Annotated in this window: 15 protein-coding genes; 7 read left to right on the forward strand and 8 right to left on the reverse strand. The window is 41.0% G+C overall.

Annotated features, from left to right (window positions below):
• Positions 1-37: 37 nt before the first annotated feature.
• Positions 38-2119 carry a polyphosphate kinase 1 gene (ppk1, locus tag ACE01R_RS02240; protein ID WP_395544748.1) on the forward strand — a complete coding sequence of 694 codons (2082 nt, stop codon included), beginning with the start codon at positions 38-40 and terminating at the stop codon, positions 2117-2119.
• Between the two features lie 89 nt (positions 2120-2208).
• Here ppk1 and ACE01R_RS02245 read toward each other — a convergent pair whose 3' ends face one another.
• The 5 genes from ACE01R_RS02245 to rubA all read right to left on the reverse strand — a co-directional run bounded on the left by ACE01R_RS02245 (position 2209) and on the right by rubA (position 6863).
• Positions 2209-2811 (reverse strand): response regulator, encoded by a 603-nt coding sequence (locus ACE01R_RS02245; protein WP_395545318.1) that lies wholly within the window; start codon positions 2809-2811, stop codon positions 2209-2211.
• A 726-nt stretch (positions 2812-3537) separates the two neighbouring features.
• Positions 3538-4443 (reverse strand): LysR family transcriptional regulator OxyR, encoded by a 906-nt coding sequence (oxyR, locus tag ACE01R_RS02250; protein WP_395544773.1) that lies wholly within the window; start codon positions 4441-4443, stop codon positions 3538-3540.
• 6 nt (positions 4444-4449) lie between these two features.
• A complete protein-coding gene (gene estB, locus ACE01R_RS02255) occupies positions 4450-5394 on the reverse strand; it encodes an esterase EstB (protein ID WP_395544787.1) in 945 nt (314 codons plus the stop codon).
• A gap of 56 nt (positions 5395-5450) precedes the next feature.
• A complete protein-coding gene (locus ACE01R_RS02260; protein WP_395544801.1) occupies positions 5451-6629 on the reverse strand; it encodes an NAD(P)/FAD-dependent oxidoreductase in 1179 nt (392 codons plus the stop codon).
• Positions 6630-6698: 69 nt separating this feature from the next.
• Positions 6699-6863, reverse strand: a complete 165-nt coding sequence (gene rubA, locus ACE01R_RS02265) for a rubredoxin RubA (RefSeq protein ID WP_086195931.1) — start codon at positions 6861-6863, stop codon at positions 6699-6701.
• Positions 6864-7388: 525 nt separating this feature from the next.
• Here rubA and ACE01R_RS02270 point away from each other — a divergent pair.
• Entirely contained in the window at positions 7389-7931 is a 543-nt protein-coding gene (locus tag ACE01R_RS02270) for an adenine phosphoribosyltransferase (protein ID WP_395544813.1), read from the forward strand.
• 42 nt (positions 7932-7973) lie between these two features.
• Here the strand turns inward: ACE01R_RS02270 and ACE01R_RS02275 are convergent, their stop codons facing one another.
• Positions 7974-8480, reverse strand: coding sequence for a YqiA/YcfP family alpha/beta fold hydrolase (locus ACE01R_RS02275; RefSeq protein WP_395544829.1), 507 nt, complete (start codon positions 8478-8480; stop codon positions 7974-7976).
• Positions 8481-8776: 296 nt separating this feature from the next.
• On the opposite strand from ACE01R_RS02275, the gene ACE01R_RS02280 reads away from it, so the two are divergent.
• Complete coding sequence (locus ACE01R_RS02280; RefSeq protein WP_395544854.1) at positions 8777-9214, forward strand: SRPBCC domain-containing protein; 438 nt, start codon at positions 8777-8779, stop codon at positions 9212-9214.
• Positions 9215-9340: 126 nt separating this feature from the next.
• Entirely contained in the window at positions 9341-10870 is a 1530-nt protein-coding gene (gene lysS, locus ACE01R_RS02285) for a lysine--tRNA ligase (protein ID WP_395544856.1), read from the forward strand.
• A 346-nt stretch (positions 10871-11216) separates the two neighbouring features.
• Here the strand turns inward: lysS and trpS are convergent, their stop codons facing one another.
• Positions 11217-12230 carry a tryptophan--tRNA ligase gene (gene trpS / locus ACE01R_RS02290; RefSeq protein ID WP_395544858.1) on the reverse strand — a complete coding sequence of 338 codons (1014 nt, stop codon included), beginning with the start codon at positions 12228-12230 and terminating at the stop codon, positions 11217-11219.
• Positions 12231-12426: 196 nt separating this feature from the next.
• On the opposite strand from trpS, the gene ACE01R_RS02295 reads away from it, so the two are divergent.
• Both ACE01R_RS02295 and ACE01R_RS02300 read left to right on the forward strand, forming a co-directional pair.
• Entirely contained in the window at positions 12427-13353 is a 927-nt protein-coding gene (locus tag ACE01R_RS02295; RefSeq protein WP_395544860.1) for a DUF808 domain-containing protein, read from the forward strand.
• Between the two features lie 52 nt (positions 13354-13405).
• Positions 13406-14311, forward strand: a complete 906-nt coding sequence (locus tag ACE01R_RS02300; protein WP_395544862.1) for a neutral zinc metallopeptidase — start codon at positions 13406-13408, stop codon at positions 14309-14311.
• 56 nt (positions 14312-14367) lie between these two features.
• On the opposite strand, the gene ACE01R_RS02305 is transcribed toward ACE01R_RS02300, so the two are convergent.
• Positions 14368-14925, reverse strand: coding sequence for a hypothetical protein (locus ACE01R_RS02305; RefSeq protein ID WP_395544868.1), 558 nt, complete (start codon positions 14923-14925; stop codon positions 14368-14370).
• A gap of 235 nt (positions 14926-15160) precedes the next feature.
• Between ACE01R_RS02305 and ACE01R_RS02310 the strand changes: the two genes are divergently transcribed.
• Positions 15161-16660 carry a cation:proton antiporter gene (locus tag ACE01R_RS02310; protein ID WP_395544872.1) on the forward strand — a complete coding sequence of 500 codons (1500 nt, stop codon included), beginning with the start codon at positions 15161-15163 and terminating at the stop codon, positions 16658-16660.
• The last annotated feature ends 33 nt before the right edge of the window (positions 16661-16693 follow it).

Below are 16693 nucleotides of genomic sequence, written 5' to 3' on the forward strand. Positions count from 1 at the left end.
AGATACGGACTACTTTCGAATAATCATAGGTTAGGGTATGAATACGGCTGCTAATACGACTCCGGCGCAAATAGAATATGCATATAATGATCGCTACATTAATCGTGAGCTTTCTATTCTCGACTTCCATCTGCGCGTATTGGAACAAGCGGTCGATCCTTTACATCCTTTGCTCGACCGGATGAATTTTCTGCTGATTTTCTCTCGTAATCTGGATGAATTTTTTGAAATCCGTGTTGCAGGAATGATGGAGCAACTGGATTTAGGCAATGAAAGCCATAGCCCGGACGGTTTAACCCCTAAACAGGTGCTGGATATCATTTCCAAAACCACTCATGAGGCAATTGATCGCCAATACCGTATTTTAAATGAACAAATTCTGCCTAAATTGCGTGAAGAAGATATCTGTTTCTTGCGTCGCGGCGAATTAACCCCGGCACAGTCGGCTTGGATCAAAAAATATTTTCAGGAACAGGTGGCTCCGGTATTGACTCCAATCAGTCTGGATCCGGCACATCCTTTCCCGCGTCTGGTCAATAAAAGCCTCAACTTTATTGTGACCTTGGAAGGCAAAGATGCTTTTGGCCGTCAGATTGATCTGGCTGTAGTGCCTGCACCGCGTTCATTGCCGCGTGTGGTACGCTTACCGGATGAACTCACTGGCGGGAAAGAGCATCATGTCATGTTATCTGCCATTATTCATGAACATGTTTCAGACCTGTTCCCGGGCATGACCGCAACCGGCTGTTACCAATTCCGTGTCACCCGAAATGCCGATCTGGCTTTAAACGAAGATGTTGAAGACTTGGCCAAAGCCTTAAAAGGCGAATTGAACTCGCGTCGTTTTGGTCGTGCGGTACGTCTGGAAGTGACTCATAATTGCCCGAAACATATTTATGACTATTTGCTGGATGAGTTTGATCTGGAAGAAGAGCAACTGTATAAGGTGGATGGTCCGGTAAACCTGGCACGTTTATTGTCCAATTTTAAGCGTCCACATTTACGCTATGATTCGCATACGCCTGTTATTCCGAAAGTGCTGAAAAAATCTGAAAATATTTTTTCTGCCATGCAGAAGCAGGACATTTTATTACACCATCCCTTTGAATCTTTTGCGCCAGTGATTAATTTGCTGCGTGAAGCAGCACGTGATCCGCAAGTTTTAGCCATCAAGCAAACGCTATACCGAAGTGGTCCGGATTCTGAAATTGTTCAGGTCTTGGCAGAAGCGGCACGGAATGGCAAGGAAGTGACGGCAGTAATTGAACTCCGTGCCCGTTTTGATGAAGAATCCAATATTGAAGTGGCCAATGTGCTGCAAGAAGCAGGTGCCGTGGTGGTTTATGGCATTGTCGGTTATAAAACCCATGCCAAAATGATTCTGGTGGTGCGCCGTGAAAACAACAAGCTGGTGCGTTATGTACATTTAGGCACCGGTAACTACCATGCCGGTAATGCCCGCATTTATACCGACTATGGTTTATTGACCACGGATAAAGAGCTTTGTGAAGATGTGCATCGTATTTTCCAGGAACTGACGGGTATGGGGAAAATGGCAAAACTGAAAAAGTTATTGCATGCACCTTTTACTCTGCATACGCAACTGGTTAATTTTATTGATGATGAAATTGCTAATGCCAAAGCCGGCAAGCCTGCGCAAATTATTGTCAAGGTGAATGCCTTAACGGAAATGCAACTGATCAATAAATTATACGAAGCCTCGCAAGCCGGCGTGCAAATTGATCTTATTATTCGTTCGATCTGCTGCTTACGTCCCGGTTTGCCTGACCTGTCTGAAAATATTCGGGTACGTTCCATCGTTGGACGTTTCCTTGAGCATACCCGTGTCTATTACTTCTTGAACGGAGGAGATAGCCGGATTTACTGTTCAAGTGCAGACTGGATGGATCGCAACTTGTTTAATCGTGTGGAAGCATGTTTCCCGATTGAAGATGCAGCATTGAAAAAACGTATTTACCAGCAAGGCTTACTGAATTATTTGAAGGATAATCAGCAAGCATGGTTACTGCAAAGTGATGGCACCTGGTTACGTGCCCAAGTTGCTGAAGGTCAAGAAGCACATAATGCACAGCGTATATTATTAGAGATGATTAAATAATTTAAAATCAGTATCAGTCATATTAAATAAAGGAGTCTGCGGGCTCCTTTATTGTTTTTTTTCTTATAAATCATCATACATTTAAAAAATTAATGTTCTAGGCTGGCAATTTTTCTATAGGTATTTTTAATATTGCCTTCAATTTTATACAGTGGAATATGTGTTTGATCTGCCACTTGCTGTGAATTTAAACCGGACGATACCAAATTTAAAATTTCAAATTCAATCGTTGTTAAGCTGAGCGCGGAGTTTTCTTCAAGTCCGGATGATTTATTTTTAATACATTCAATTTGATGAGACAAAATATATTGGGCTAAATCGTGATGGATGGGGGCACCGCCACGGAGAATACTTTTAATATTGTTTTGCATTTCTGCTTCAGTATGATGATGAAAAAGATATCCTTGTGCACCCGACTGAATGGCATCAAAGAGTAATGCTGTTTGCTGCTGGGTGAGTATTGCAATCACATAGCTATCTGGATGGATTTTTTTGAGCTGTCTTATAAAGCTCAGCTTGGCTATGGAGTCTACTTCCACATCAATAAAAATCAGGTTAGGCAAATGCTGTTGCAACCATGATTCAGCTTCGGCAAGATTTTGAGTGCTCATCATTAATTCTGTAGGATAGCCCAATCTCATTAGAATCATTTCTAATTGCTGATTAAGAAGGGGTTGATCCTCTATCATCATGATAGGAACGGGTAATATTAGTTCACCCACAAGATTGTACTCACAGTAGTTTTATATTGTATTTTGGTACTTTGCTATAAAACCAAAGAAACCTCTATCCCTGAAACTAGTGAATTTATAAAATTAAAGTAAATTTAAGTACCTGTACAATAAAGAATATTTACATAAAAATTATTTTATTATGGCTTGTTTGGGGTGAGTTGCTTTTTTTGTTCAAAGCCTATTCATTCTGATAAATGATGAAAAATACCTAATTATAGGGATATGAAAAGTGATATTTACTCTATAGCATAGTCGTGCTTTTTGTTCGTGTTGACTCAAGAATACGATTTCAACTCCAAGGGCTATAATATTTCTATTACACTCCAAGTAATAGAAATATTTTACCTTTCATGGCTTATCTGGGTGGATAAGCCATTTTTTTCACTTTTATTTTTATAATCAGTCATAAAATACTTATTATCAGGGATATAAAGTAGTTGAATGGTTGTCTAAAATAAGCCGACTTCTAGCGGTTTTTGCACTTTAGAAGTGAGCAATTTTCTGAAGACAGGTTTCTCAGTTCATCCAGGTACGAGAGTTTTTCCCTTTGCTTCAATCAGGTTTATCCGAGTGGTAAACCTTTTTTTATGCAAAAAATAAAGTATTAGCTTGCACTATGAGAGTGCTGACTTTAATCAGAGCATAAAAAAAGGAGCAGCAGCTCCTTTTAATAGACTGAATCTTTTAATGAAGATCCAGGGTGATTTTTTGCAAAATTTGCAACAGTACATCAAACTCGCTTTGCAGTGGTGTACTTTTACGTGTTACCAGAGCGAGAGTACGACTTGGCGCTGCCTCTATAGGTTTAACCACTAAATCTGAATTGGCTTTAATCATATGAGTATGAAGCGCGATTTCAGGAAGCAGGGTAAAGCCCAAGTCTGAAGAAACCATTTCTATCAGTGTCGGCAATGAACTTGCTTTTAAGCGATGATCATTTTTACGCTCGCCAATTGGGCAGGCACTTAGGACATGGTTGCGTAAACAGTGACCTTCTTCAAGTAATACCAAGCGGGATAAATCCAGATCATCCAAACTGCGGGCATTCTGGGCATTCTGGTCAGCTTTGTGGTAAACAAGATGCAGGTTTTCTTTTGCAATTTCGGCAACTTTTAAGCCACGGGTGTCAAAAGGTAATGCCAACACAATCATGTCCAGATTGCCGTGTTCCAGTTTTTCGACAATTTTTTCACTTTGTGCTTCGTGCAAGTGCAGCTGAATTTTAGGAAGCTGCTTATGCACTTCATCGAGAAGTTGCGACAAAATAAAAGGTGCAATTGTGGGGATAATCCCTAAATGTAAATCACCTGTTAAGGGTTCGCTCATTTCACGACTTAAACGCATCAAGTCTTGTGCATCTGCCAATAGAACACGGGCTCGGGCAACAACCTGTTCGCCAAGCGGAGTCAAACGCACATTTTGGCGATCGCGTTCAACAAGTACTCCACCTAACAAGCGCTCCAACTCCATGATCCCGCCTGACAAAGTCGACTGGGTCACAAATGAACGGCGCGCAGCTTCAGTAAAATGCAGCGTTTCAGACAGTGTAACGAGGTATGACAGCTGTCTTAAAGAGGGTAATGCAGCCATAGTGTCCTAATGTTTTGATTTAAAGTGATCAGCAAATAATCCGCTAAGATATGGAATAAAATGCGGTGGGATATCATGCCCCATTCCCTCAATTAATTCAAACTTCGCATCAGTAATTGCCTTTGCAACTGCTTTGCCATGACTCGGTGGCAGTAAACGATCACGAGAGCCATGTACCACGAGGGTAGGTTGCTGAATTTGCTTACCCAATTGTAGCAAAGAACCTGTACATAATATTGCTAAAAACTGTTGAAGTACACCCGCTGGGTAATAACTTCGTTGATATAATTTGCGTGCAGTCTGAATAATTTCCAGTTGATTGATATATCCTGGAGAACCAATAATGTTAAACACCTTCACGCTATGGTTGACAATTCCTTCTTCGTCAGTCGATTCTGGTCTGCCAATCAGGCTAAACAGCTGCTTAGGAAAGGGTGGGGGTAACAAAGGCTGATTGTTACTGGTAAACATTAAGCCTAAATTATTGACTTTTTGTGGATGTTGGGCTGCCAGAATTTGCGCAATCATGCCGCCCATGGATGCGCCAATCACCGAGACTTTTTCCAATCCCAAACGATCGATCAGTAACGCTGCATCTTCCGCCATGTCATATAAGTCATAGGGCGCGCCCTGATTTTGTAAGCCTAAGGCAAAACGTCCCATCAATTTCAAGGTGTTGAGACGGGGACCGGAATGACGGATTTTGGAAGACAGACCAATATCGCGGTTATCAAAACGAATCACACGATAACCCTGATCAATCAGTGATTTACAGAAAAAATCAGGCCAAAACAACATTTGCGCACCCAGACCCATAATCAGCATGATGGCAGGATGTTCCGGATTTCCACCCATTTCTACATGAAGTTCGACGCCATTGCCTAAATTGACTCTGGTTTCATGCATAAAAGATGTATAGGGAGAGCCCGTAAAATTGAGTGCGCTATTCATTGTTGTTTTCCTAAAAAAGGACATTTTGCTGAAAAAATGTCCTTGGTATTAAAACCCTAAACCACAGCAGGAATCAAGTCTGGTACCAGTTTAGTCAAACTCAAACGTTGTTTGGCAGCACTTGGTCCCAACAAGACAAAACCGCGTAATGTATTTTCACTATCGAGGGCTTTGGCAATCATGCCATCTTCGAGTTCTTCTGTTTCCCAGTTTACATCAACATCTACAGGTGCAGGAAGTACTGTCAGTGGTGCAGCAGGTGTTTTTACTGCAACTGGCATTGCCGGGTAATGCACGTGGGTTTTTTCACCGTTCAATGTTTTTGCCAAAGCACGTGCCTGTTGCATGATTGGCATGACATACGGCAATAACAAACCATTCACTTCTGCACAGTCGCCAATGGCATAGATATCGGCCTGGTTGGTTTCCAGGTGGCTATTGGTCAAAATACCGCGACTACAATGAATATCAGCGGCTTTGGCCAATTCCAGATTCGGGTGTAAACCAATCGCAGAAAGTACAATGTCGGCAACTACAGACTGACCATTGGCTAGAGTGATTTGATAATCGCCTTTTTCAACTTTTATTACTTTTTCAACCGTGGTGCCCAGAACGAAGTGAATACCGGTATCTTCAAGTTTTTCCTGGAAAGACGTTGCAACATGAGCGGGTAATAATCGTCCTAAAGGTTGAGGAGCCAAGTCAATCACAGTCACCTGATGTTCTGTGTTTTGCAGGTCATTGGCAAATTCACAGCCAATCAGACCGGCACCTAAAATCACTACACGTTTATCGTGGTGTTGATCCAGGTTTTTACGGAATGTTTTGTAATCTTCTAAATTATTGACGACGTGAATATCATCACTGCCATCGCCTGCAATGGCTACACGAACCGGATGAGCACCCACCGCAAGCACCAGCTTTGTATAAGGCTGAGTCGTTTGTTGTCCATCTTTTTCTAGAATCAGCTGATGTTGGGCTGCTTGAATTTCTTTTACCCAGGTAGATGCTTCAATACGCATATTCAGTTGGGTCGCCATTTTAGACGCATCACCCAAGGCAATTTGCTCAGGTGCTTTTTTTCCAGCTAAAGCATTAGACAGCGTTGGTTTAGCATAGTTTACCGCATCATCTGCACAGATCATGACCAGCTCATGCTCGGGATTAAGCTTGCGAAATTCACGTGCTGCGGTATAACCGGCCATACCCGAACCAATGATGACGATAGGATGCATATTATTCTCCAGACTGTTTTCTATAAGACGTAAAAAAAGACCATTCACTATGGTCTTTGCTATCAATAATCAGACTTCTACCATTTCAAAATCAACTTTTGATACGCCACAGTCCGGGCAGGTCCAGTCATCTGGGATATCTTCCCATTTTGTACCGGCAACAATACCATCTTGTGGCCAACCTTCAGCTTCGTCATAAATCCATCCACAAACGATGCATTGATATTTCTTCATTTGACTCTCCAAAACACTGACTTTTCAAAAATGTGCAGTCAGTAAAATTCCATATACCGTGTGACTCTATTGATATGACTTTCAATGTACATATTCAAGCAAATTTTTACGCAGTTCTATCATCAATGTAAAGCGAATATCGGAGTTTAAGGGCAGAAATTGAAACCAGAATTGCTTAGCAGGACAAAACTTGTCTTTAAAACATGGAAATAGGTAAAAGTTGATCAATATAAATTAGCCATCCCGTTCAAAATATTGTGAAAAACAAGGTTTTGGGCCACAGCTGGTTCAAAGTGGGTGATTGGTCTTTTTAGACTAAGGTCGTGCAGAAAAAAAACAGCGGATTTGTTAATGTAAGATTAGATAAATCTATAGCTATTATTTATTTAAAAAATGAACATAATAAAATCAATAGTTTATGAGTTTTTAATGGTTTTTGTCTTGCTTTAAAAGTGATCGCTGACTGGTCATAGATCTTATAACGCGCTAAAATTCACATATTCCTTTTTTAAATACTTTTCTCCCATGAACAATCTGTCTACAACTTTGTGGTCTAACATTCGTACTGTCCAAGATTTCCCTAAACCAGGTATCTGTTTTTTTGACCTGACTCCTTTATTTATGGAAAATATCGAGTTATTAACCGAGGCTTTAATTGCCAGTATTCCTGAGGAAAAATTGGCAGAAGTCGAGAGTTTTGTCGCGGTTGAAGCACGTGGTTTCGTGTTGGCAAGTTTGTTGGCACAACGTTTGGGTAAAGGTTTATTGCTGGTTCGTAAAGCAGGAAAATTACCACCACCGGTTGTTGGTGTAGGTTATAGCCTGGAATACGGTATGGACCGTTTGGAAATGTCGGCTGAAGTTCAAGCGCAAAAAATTATTATTGTCGATGACGTGTTAGCCACTGGCGGTACGCTGAAAGCAGTAAAACAGCTGGTTGATAAATGTAATCACCAAGTATTGGGTGCAAGTATTTTTCTGGATCTACCAGATTTGCATAATGACCTGGGGTTGGATATTTGGTCTGTGTTGGATGACAAATCACAGCCAGAACAAAATGTTGCTTAATTAAGTACAGATGAAAAAAGCCTTGGCATGACCAGGGCTTTTTTATTTTTTCAGAAAATGGGTCTGCATATGCTGAAGCAGGTCATTGATATTTTCTGGACTGGCTAAACGGTGATGACCTCCTTCGACCGCCTGAACCTGCATATATGGTTCGAGTTGCTGTTGTACAGCATACATATCCAGCTCTTCATCGCCTAATTCCAGATAGGCAATTTGCGCAATATCGTGTTCCAGATCATCTTCACTGATCGGTGGATAGTCAGTACGAAAATCTGGGCTTAAGCTGGGATTGGCGATAATCGCTGGAATTTTACACAGGGCTGACATTTTCAGTGCCCAGTAAGCGCCTAAGCTATGGCCAATCAGGATTTCCGGTTTAATTTTGGCAATAATTTCCTGATAAAAACTCGCGACGGTTTGAAAATTCAGGTTGCGATAATCCACATCGATACAATATTTATGATTGGCATCAATTGCATGGAATCTGGTCGATTCACGCGAAGAATCGAGTCCATGTAAAAACAGGATTTTTAAAGGGCATGTCGTCATTTTTTTAGTTCATACTTTCTTTATTCACAAAGATAGAAACAGTCGAATAGATTACTTTTCAACTATTTTTCTTGATTTCATTGTAAGTCACTTGGCTGAACAAAGAAGTTAGCTTTTGGTCTAAGATGTATTTGAGATGCAGGAAATAAAGAAAATTACAAAATAAATTTTTGATTAAAAATAAAGCACTATTAGCACAAAATGTTCAAATCGGTATGCAATAACAAAATCTGGCTATGATGTAAAAAATGATTTCGCTACTTTGATAAAGAGCAGATCGCAGAGTTGGCCACGCTATGGAAAAATTAAGCTATGAAGTTTTAATTGAAGCCACGCCTCAAAAGGTATGGCAGGTGTTATGGGGGCCGGATAGCTATAGCCAATGGACCTATTATTTTTCGCCCAATTCCAGCATCCATTCTGATTGGCAAGTCAATGGTAAAACGCTGTTTCTGGATGCTGACAGGAATGGCATGCTATCTACAATTGAGCGCTTGGAAGAGTTTAAAGTGGTGATCTTTAAACATTTGGGGATGGTCTGGAAGGGTGTTGAGGATTTAGATAGTGAAGAAGTTAAAAAATGGCACGGAGCTTTAGAGAAATATTTTCTAGAACAACTGAATGGCAAAACCAGACTCTGGGTGGAAGTAGATATTTTGAAAGAATATCGAGAAATGATGGAAAATGGGTTTAAAAAGGGCTTTGAGATTGTTAAGCAGCTCGCTGAAGCTTAGCCAGATAAAGTAAAGAATGCTGTTTTTAGCAAATCCTTGCATTTGTATGGCAATTAGACATTCGAAATTTGCACTAAATCTGCTATGCTATGCACCTTCCGTTTTTTATACATATTTGAGGCAGAGATGACGCAACATAACGCTCAATCGACTTCTGAACAACACATTTCCGAAAACGATTTAATTGCACAGCGTCATGCCAAGTTAAAGCAGATTCAAGACCAAGCAAAAGAAACTGGTGTTAGCCCATGGCCAAACGCGTTTAAGCGTGAGCACTATGCACAGGATTTACAAGACCAATTCGCTGAAAAATCTAAAGAAGAAATTGAAGCTGGTGAAAAAGTTTATGTAAAAGTTGCTGGTCGTGTGATGTTGAACCGTGGGTCATTCATCGTGATTCAGGACATGACTGGCCGTATTCAGCTTTATGTTGCACGTAAAGAACTTGCACCTGAAGTACTGGAAACCATCAAAAGTTTAGATCTTGGTGACATCATTGCCGTTGAAGGTTATATCGGCCGTTCAGGTAAAGGTGACCTGTATGTACACATCGAGCAATTTGAACTTTTAACCAAGTCACTGCGCCCACTTCCAGACAAATTCCATGGCCTGACTGATACCGAAGTTAAATACCGTAAACGTTACCTGGATTTAATCGTAAACGAAGAAACACGTAAAACGTTTGAAATTCGTGCCAAAGTGGTTTCAGGAATTCGTAACTACTTAAGCAATGAACGCTTCATGGAAGTGGAAACGCCTATGATGCATGTGATTCCAGGTGGTGCTTCTGCGCGTCCATTTGAAACACATCATAATGCCTTGGACATGCCATTGTTCTTGCGTATTGCACCTGAGCTTTACTTAAAACGTTTGGTGGTTGGTGGTTTTGAACGTGTATTCGAAATTAACCGTAACTTCCGTAACGAAGGCGTTTCAACACGTCATAACCCGGAATTCACCATGATTGAATTCTATCAAGCTTATGCAGACTATAAAGACTTGATGGAACTCACTGAGAAAATGCTTGAGAAATTGGCGCTAGACATCTTGGGTACGACTGACGTTCCTTATGGTGAAGAAGTGTACAGCTTCAAGGGTCCATTCAAGAAAATTTCCATGTCAGATGCGATTCTTGAACATAACCCGCAATTCACGCTTGAAAATGTAAATGACCGTGAATTCCTGGCGAAATTCATTCAGGAAGAATTGAAAGAACAAGTGAAACCTGGTTTTGGCTTGGGTAAACTTCAAACCATCGTATTTGAAGAAACCGTTGAAACAAAGCTTCGTCAACCGACATTCATTACCGAATATCCAGCGGAAACTTCTCCATTGGCGCGCCGTAACGATGAAAATCCGCACATTACTGACCGTTTTGAATTCTTCATTGGCGGTCGTGAGCTGGCGAATGGTTTCTCGGAATTGAATGACCCGATTGACCAGGCAGAGCGTTTCCAGGCACAGGTTGCTGAAAAAGATGCCGGTGATGATGAAGCGATGCACTTCGATGCAGACTTCATTGAAGCCCTGGAATACGGTCTTCCTCCTACAGCAGGTGAGGGTATTGGTATTGACCGTTTGGTTATGATCTTTGCCAATGCACCAAGTATCCGTGACGTGATTTTGTTCCCTCATATGCGTCATAAACATGCATAAGTGGTGAACCTCAAAAAACCCGCTTCGTGCGGGTTTTTTATTGCCTGAAACTCATTATTGCTAAAAAATAGGCAAAAAAATACGCAATGATTGGGGTGATCATTGCGTAGAACAACGAATCTGTTTGCACAGTTCGGTTAAGGAGAATGTTAGAACTAGGGGTAGCTCTAAGCATTTAAGACATCTTAAAATGAATGCTGAGTCATTTCATGATGCTTTGAGTTAAGTTGTGTTAAATCAGGTTAATAACCATGGGTTAGTGTGATTAATTGCTCATTATTTTATTGTAAAACATACAGCATAAAAAAGCCCCGCTGTAGAAGTAGGGCTTTTTATTTATAAGGATTTAGAAATGGAACATACCCAAACCTGATTTGATTTCGTCTAAGGTTTGTTGGGTAATATCACGGCATTTATCCGTACCGGTTTTCAGAATGTCCATGATGTAGTCTGGATCTTTCTGTAATTCCATACGACGTTCACGAATAGGACCGATCAGTTCTTTTAAAATGCCTTCCAGACGTTTTTTCACCGTACCATCGCCTAAACCGCCACGACGATAATGTGCTTTTAACTCTTCCAGCTCTTCTTTATTGGTATCGAATGCATCGAGGTAAGTAAATACCACGTTGCCTTCAACCTGGCCCGGATCTTCAATGCGAAGGTGATTTGGATCGGTATACATCGCATTCACGGCTTTTTTGATGTCTTTGTCAGAAGCATCTAGCACAATGGTATTGCCCAAAGATTTAGACATTTTTGCCTTGCCATCAAAGCCAGGTAAACGACCGACATTTGAAAGCAGTGCCTTACATTCAGGCAAAATCTCATGACCAATCTGACGGTTTAAACGACGCACGATTTCGTTGGTCTGTTCGATCATTGGAATCTGGTCTTCACCTACCGGAACGACAGTCGCTTTAAAAGCGGTAATGTCAGCTGCTTGTGCCACAGGGTAGCAGAGGAAGCCGGCCGGAATGTCACGCTCAAAGCCACGCATCTGAATTTCAGATTTAATGGTCGGGTTGCGTTCCAGACGAGCCACAGTGACGAAGTTGAGATACAACATGGTCAGTTCATTCAGTGCCGGCAAGCAGGACTGAACACAGATCGTCGTTTTGGTTGGATCAATACCCACGGCCAAATAATCAGTCGCAACCTCAATAATATTACGGCGTACTTTTTCAAAGTTATCGGCGTTATCGGTTAAAGCTTGAGCATCAGCAAGTAGAAGATGTTGATGGTGAGAATCCTGTAAACCTACGCGTGAACGTAAAGAACCCACAAAATGACCTAAATGAAGTTGTCCGGTTGGGCGGTCGCCAGTCAAAATAACTGGACGATTGTCTTGATTACTCATTATCTCTCTATTCCAAAGTAGTTAGCACTACACGTATATGCTGATGAATGGCCTTATTGTACGGCATAATGTTTTTGAATGTCAGGCACTATAAAAACAGATCATTGAAAAAATAAGAACAATTTAATGATGTTGATACAGTTTTTTTTAATATTTATCTTTAAAATACAAGATAGAAACTTTAAGGAAAACAAGAATGGCGAGTAGCTTATTAATATTATTAGATGATATTGCGACTGTTTTAGACGACGTTGCTGTCATGAGTAAAATGGCGGCAAAAAAAACCGCAGGGGTATTGGGAGATGATTTGGCACTCAATGCCCAGCAAGTCAGTGGTGTTCGCTCTGAGCGTGAACTTCCTGTAGTTTGGGGCGTTGCCAAAGGTTCTTTTGTTAATAAGCTAATTCTTGTTCCTCTAGCCTTGCTGATTAGTGTGGTCGCGCCGTGGTTGATTAATCCTTTGTTGATGATTGGTGGCCTGTTTTTATGTTATGAAGGTGTAGAAAAGGTACTGCACAGTTTGCAGCATAAAAAAGCCAAGACCGAAGAGGCTGCTGAGGCGGAATTAACCGCCATTGAAACTGATTTGGTCAAGTTCGAGAAAGAAAAAATCAAAGGTGCGATTCGTACCGATTTTATTTTGTCGGCTGAAATTGTAGTCATTTCATTGGGTACAGTGGCGACTGCTGCTTTTGGTACTAAAGTCATGGTGCTTTCAGCGATTGCAGTGGCAATGACGATCGGAGTGTATGGTTTTGTTGCCATGATTGTGAAAATTGATGATCTGGGTTTGTATTTAACCGAGCAGGCATCAAGTTTTAAGCAAAGTATTGGACGTGGTTTGTTGGCTTTTGCACCAAAGCTTATGAAAACCCTGACTATTGTCGGAACCATTGCGATGTTCCTGGTGGGGGGCGGGATTATTACCCATACCATTCCGTGGTTTCATCATTTAACTGAAAATTCTGTTGATCAAGTGCAGCACATTCCAGCCATTGGAAATATTATCGGTGCACTTACGCCAACTTTAATCAATCTTGGCATTGGTTTTGTTGCGGGTTTACTGGTTTTGCTGGTGATTGGTGCCATTCAAAAGTTTTGGCCAAAATCAAAACAGGCATAATCACAAAAGCCCACTAAAATAAATCTGAAAGCCAACTATAAGGAATATCACTATGCGCTGGAAAGGACGTCGTGTGAGTACCAATGTAGAAGACCGTCGTGGTGGTGCGGGAGCTAAAGCAGGCGGTATCAGTATTTTAGGACTTGTGGTGGCTTTTGTGGCGTGGAAGTTTTTTGGGGTTGACCCACAGCAAGCCTATCAGGCCACCAAGCAGGTGACATCACAATCACAGCCGGCTGAAACCAAAGGCCTGGAGAATCCAACCCCGGAACAGCAGGAAGCGATGGATTTTGTTGGAACAGTTTTGGCCGACACAGAAGATACCTGGTCTCAGGTGTTCCAACAGCAATTGAATGCGCAGTATGTGGCACCTAAACTGGTGATGTTTAATGGTGTGGTGAATTCAGGCTGCGGTACAGCACAATCTGCGATGGGACCTTTTTATTGTCCTTCTGATCAAAAAGTGTACATCGATACGGCTTTCTTTAAAGATATGCGTGAGCAAATGGGCATTTCTGGAGAACAAAATTCTACCGAATTGTCCCGTCAAGATCAGGCTGGTGATTTCGCCCAAGCCTATGTGGTGGCTCATGAAGTGGGGCATCATTTGCAAACTTTGCTCGGCATATCGGCGCAAGTGCAAAAAGCCAGAGCTCAATCGGGTGAAGTGCAAGGCAACCAACTCTCTGTACGTCAGGAATTACAGGCGGACTGTTTTGCCGGGATCTGGGCGCATCATAACCAGCAACGCACCCAGTTCCTGGAGCAAGGAGACATTGAAGAAGCCATGGATGCAGCGCATAAAATTGGCGATGATTATTTACAGAAACGTGCAACCGGGCAGGTGGTGCCAGACAGTTTTACCCATGGTAGTAGCCAGCAGCGCATGAAATGGTTTCAAACCGGGTTGAAATCGGGAAATATTAATGATTGTGATACTTTCAATCAGGCCATTTAAATAGAGGTGAAGAATCAAAAAAAGAGGATTTAATATCCTCTTTTTTATTTTGTTTATTAACGATGAATAAATTTCTTAAAGTTACGAATAATCCGGATTGATACATATAGTGCGGCCAATGCAAACAGGGCCATGCTAAACAGGTGGTATTTTAAATCTGAAATATCAGCCTGATAAAATTGCTGGATTTGCTGCTTGGAATAAGACCATTGCTGCTGCTTCTGGGTCCGGCTATTTTTATAACTGATTTGCTGGATATAAAATTGCTGTCCAATTTTTAATAGTTCTAATTGCTGGATTTGTCGGGTATGGGACTGGTTATATTCATCTGTACAGATATCTTGCAGATAATGTTGGCAGTTTAATTTGGCAATATAACCATTTTGTGCAATTACAATATAAATGGCTTGATCCGGTCGTTGATTATTCGAGACCAGAACCAGTTGTTTGCCAGCTGTGGACTTTAATGAAATCTGCTTGGCTTGCTGGAAAGCTTGATCTGCTTGCAGAATTTCTTTGCTTTTTGAAAAAATACTCAAAAATAAAGCTAAGGTAATAAGAAAAATGATCCCTGCAAAAAAAAGCCGAAATATGGTTTTAACTGTTTGATGCATGCTTAAATTCAACTTAATCTAGAGAAATAAAAGAAACGAAGGGATAGTAAATAGACGGATCTTTGGCTATGTTAAATCATTGCTAAAAATATGTAAAAAAACTTAACTATTTTGTAGGTCAAAGAAAAAATCGTTAAACTGATTCGATGAATAAATAGTATTGAATTAAATATTTACTTGGAAACGGTTGGATGTATTCGCTTTATTCCAATGAATTACACAAATTGGAACCTTAATGGGAAATTTCTTTTTTCTTCAGGTCTTTGCAGTCATTTTTGCGCTTTCAATTGCAACGACTATTTTTAACAAGCGTATTTTGGGTTTCCCTCAGGCGATTGGTGTACCCATCGTTTCGGCAATTTTTGTCTTTATTTTACAATGGGGCACGAGCTTACTGAGTGGTAATCAATTTATCACCATTAATATTCATAATATTGAAGAAGCAGTTCGTCATATTGATTTCTATGACTTTTTAATCAATGGTGTGATCTGTTTTATCCTGACCTCTTCCGCTTTAAAATTTAAAGTGTCCGATTTAAAAAGTCATTGGAAGCCGATCAGTATCTTGGCCAGTATTGCGCTGGTACTGTGTGCGGTGTTTTTTGGTGTTACTTTATATGGGTATCAATTCCTGATTGGCAAGCATGTCGATTTACTGGTGCTGTTACTGTTAGGCGCTGCACTGGGTGCAACTGACCCGATTGGAATTAAAGGTGTACTCAGTTCAGTACGTGCACCGCATCACCTGATGGTCAAACTTGAAGGCGAGTCACTGTTTAATGATGCCATGTGTATTGCCGTATTCATGACGTTATTGAATGTGCTGCAAGGTGAACACTTTACCATTATTGGAACTTTAGAAACTTTACTCTATGAGATTGTGGTGGCGATCATCATTGGTTGGGGTTTTGGTCTGGGTATTTTAAGATTACTTCGTGGTAAACACGAAATGGAATCTTTGATTCTCACCACGGCATTGCTGGCATGTGGTTCATATTTGGTGGCCTTATTTGCCCATGCTTCTGCACCAATTGCCTGTGTGATTGGCGGTTTGGTGGTAGGGAACAAGTGGAAAGAAATTTTACAGGAACGTGAAATTCGTGAAGTAAACCATTTTTGGCATACCGTTGAAGGCATTATCAATTCCTTCTTGTTCACCTTAATTGGTCTGGAACTTTTTATTCTGGATTTAAGCGTCAGCTTGATTCTGGGCGGTATTGTCGCGTTCTTTATTCTGCATGCTTCACGCTTTGCCGCAAACTATCTGTCATTTGCCTTTTTCCCTAGTTTTCGAAATAAAAGCTATAACGGCAGTCTGGCGATTCTTTCCTGGGGTGGAGTCCGCGGTGGGATCTCGCTTGCATTAATTCTTGCAGTAGCGAATATTCCTGAACTGACCGAATATAGCAGTATTCTGATTGGTTATACTTTTATCTCGGTATTACTTTCAGGCTTAGTCTGTGGACTGGGTTTGCCTGCGGTCATGAATGCCTTCTATTACAACCCGAATGAAGAAACCACCGGTTTTAAAGGTTGGTATCAACGCATGTGCCATAAAATGAACAGGAAAGGCTTTCAGTATATTGTCGGTGAGGATGCCAATGGCAATGAAACCATTACAGTGTATAACCCGGATGCCTTAATCGATGAAAAAGCCGAAGATGGTGTTGCGGTGATGCATAACCCAGAGAAGGTACAGGTAGTGAAACGTTTGGAAAGTCCAGATAATTTCTAGTCCTAATAAAAGAAGCTCTTAACGGGCTTTTTT

Origin of the sequence: Acinetobacter sp. BSP-28 (assembly GCF_044130285.1) — a bacterium.
Classification (GTDB): domain Bacteria; phylum Pseudomonadota; class Gammaproteobacteria; order Pseudomonadales; family Moraxellaceae; genus Acinetobacter.

What these genes read in the sequence shown, in the direction of transcription:
- ppk1 (WP_395544748.1), top strand. Translation starts at nt 38, where the DNA reads ATGAATACGGCTGCTAATACGACTCCGGCGCAAATAGAATATGCATAT.
- ACE01R_RS02245 (WP_395545318.1), bottom strand. Translation starts at nt 2,811, where the DNA reads ATGATGATAGAGGATCAACCCCTTCTTAATCAGCAATTAGAAATGATT.
- oxyR (WP_395544773.1), bottom strand. Translation starts at nt 4,443, where the DNA reads ATGGCTGCATTACCCTCTTTAAGACAGCTGTCATACCTCGTTACACTG.
- estB (WP_395544787.1), bottom strand. Translation starts at nt 5,394, where the DNA reads ATGAATAGCGCACTCAATTTTACGGGCTCTCCCTATACATCTTTTATG.
- ACE01R_RS02260 (WP_395544801.1), bottom strand. Translation starts at nt 6,629, where the DNA reads ATGCATCCTATCGTCATCATTGGTTCGGGTATGGCCGGTTATACCGCA.
- rubA (WP_086195931.1), bottom strand. Translation starts at nt 6,863, where the DNA reads ATGAAGAAATATCAATGCATCGTTTGTGGATGGATTTATGACGAAGCT.
- ACE01R_RS02270 (WP_395544813.1), top strand. Translation starts at nt 7,389, where the DNA reads ATGAACAATCTGTCTACAACTTTGTGGTCTAACATTCGTACTGTCCAA.
- ACE01R_RS02275 (WP_395544829.1), bottom strand. Translation starts at nt 8,480, where the DNA reads ATGACGACATGCCCTTTAAAAATCCTGTTTTTACATGGACTCGATTCT.
- ACE01R_RS02280 (WP_395544854.1), top strand. Translation starts at nt 8,777, where the DNA reads ATGGAAAAATTAAGCTATGAAGTTTTAATTGAAGCCACGCCTCAAAAG.
- lysS (WP_395544856.1), top strand. Translation starts at nt 9,341, where the DNA reads ATGACGCAACATAACGCTCAATCGACTTCTGAACAACACATTTCCGAA.
- trpS (WP_395544858.1), bottom strand. Translation starts at nt 12,230, where the DNA reads ATGAGTAATCAAGACAATCGTCCAGTTATTTTGACTGGCGACCGCCCA.
- ACE01R_RS02295 (WP_395544860.1), top strand. Translation starts at nt 12,427, where the DNA reads ATGGCGAGTAGCTTATTAATATTATTAGATGATATTGCGACTGTTTTA.
- ACE01R_RS02300 (WP_395544862.1), top strand. Translation starts at nt 13,406, where the DNA reads ATGCGCTGGAAAGGACGTCGTGTGAGTACCAATGTAGAAGACCGTCGT.
- ACE01R_RS02305 (WP_395544868.1), bottom strand. Translation starts at nt 14,925, where the DNA reads ATGCATCAAACAGTTAAAACCATATTTCGGCTTTTTTTTGCAGGGATC.
- ACE01R_RS02310 (WP_395544872.1), top strand. Translation starts at nt 15,161, where the DNA reads ATGGGAAATTTCTTTTTTCTTCAGGTCTTTGCAGTCATTTTTGCGCTT.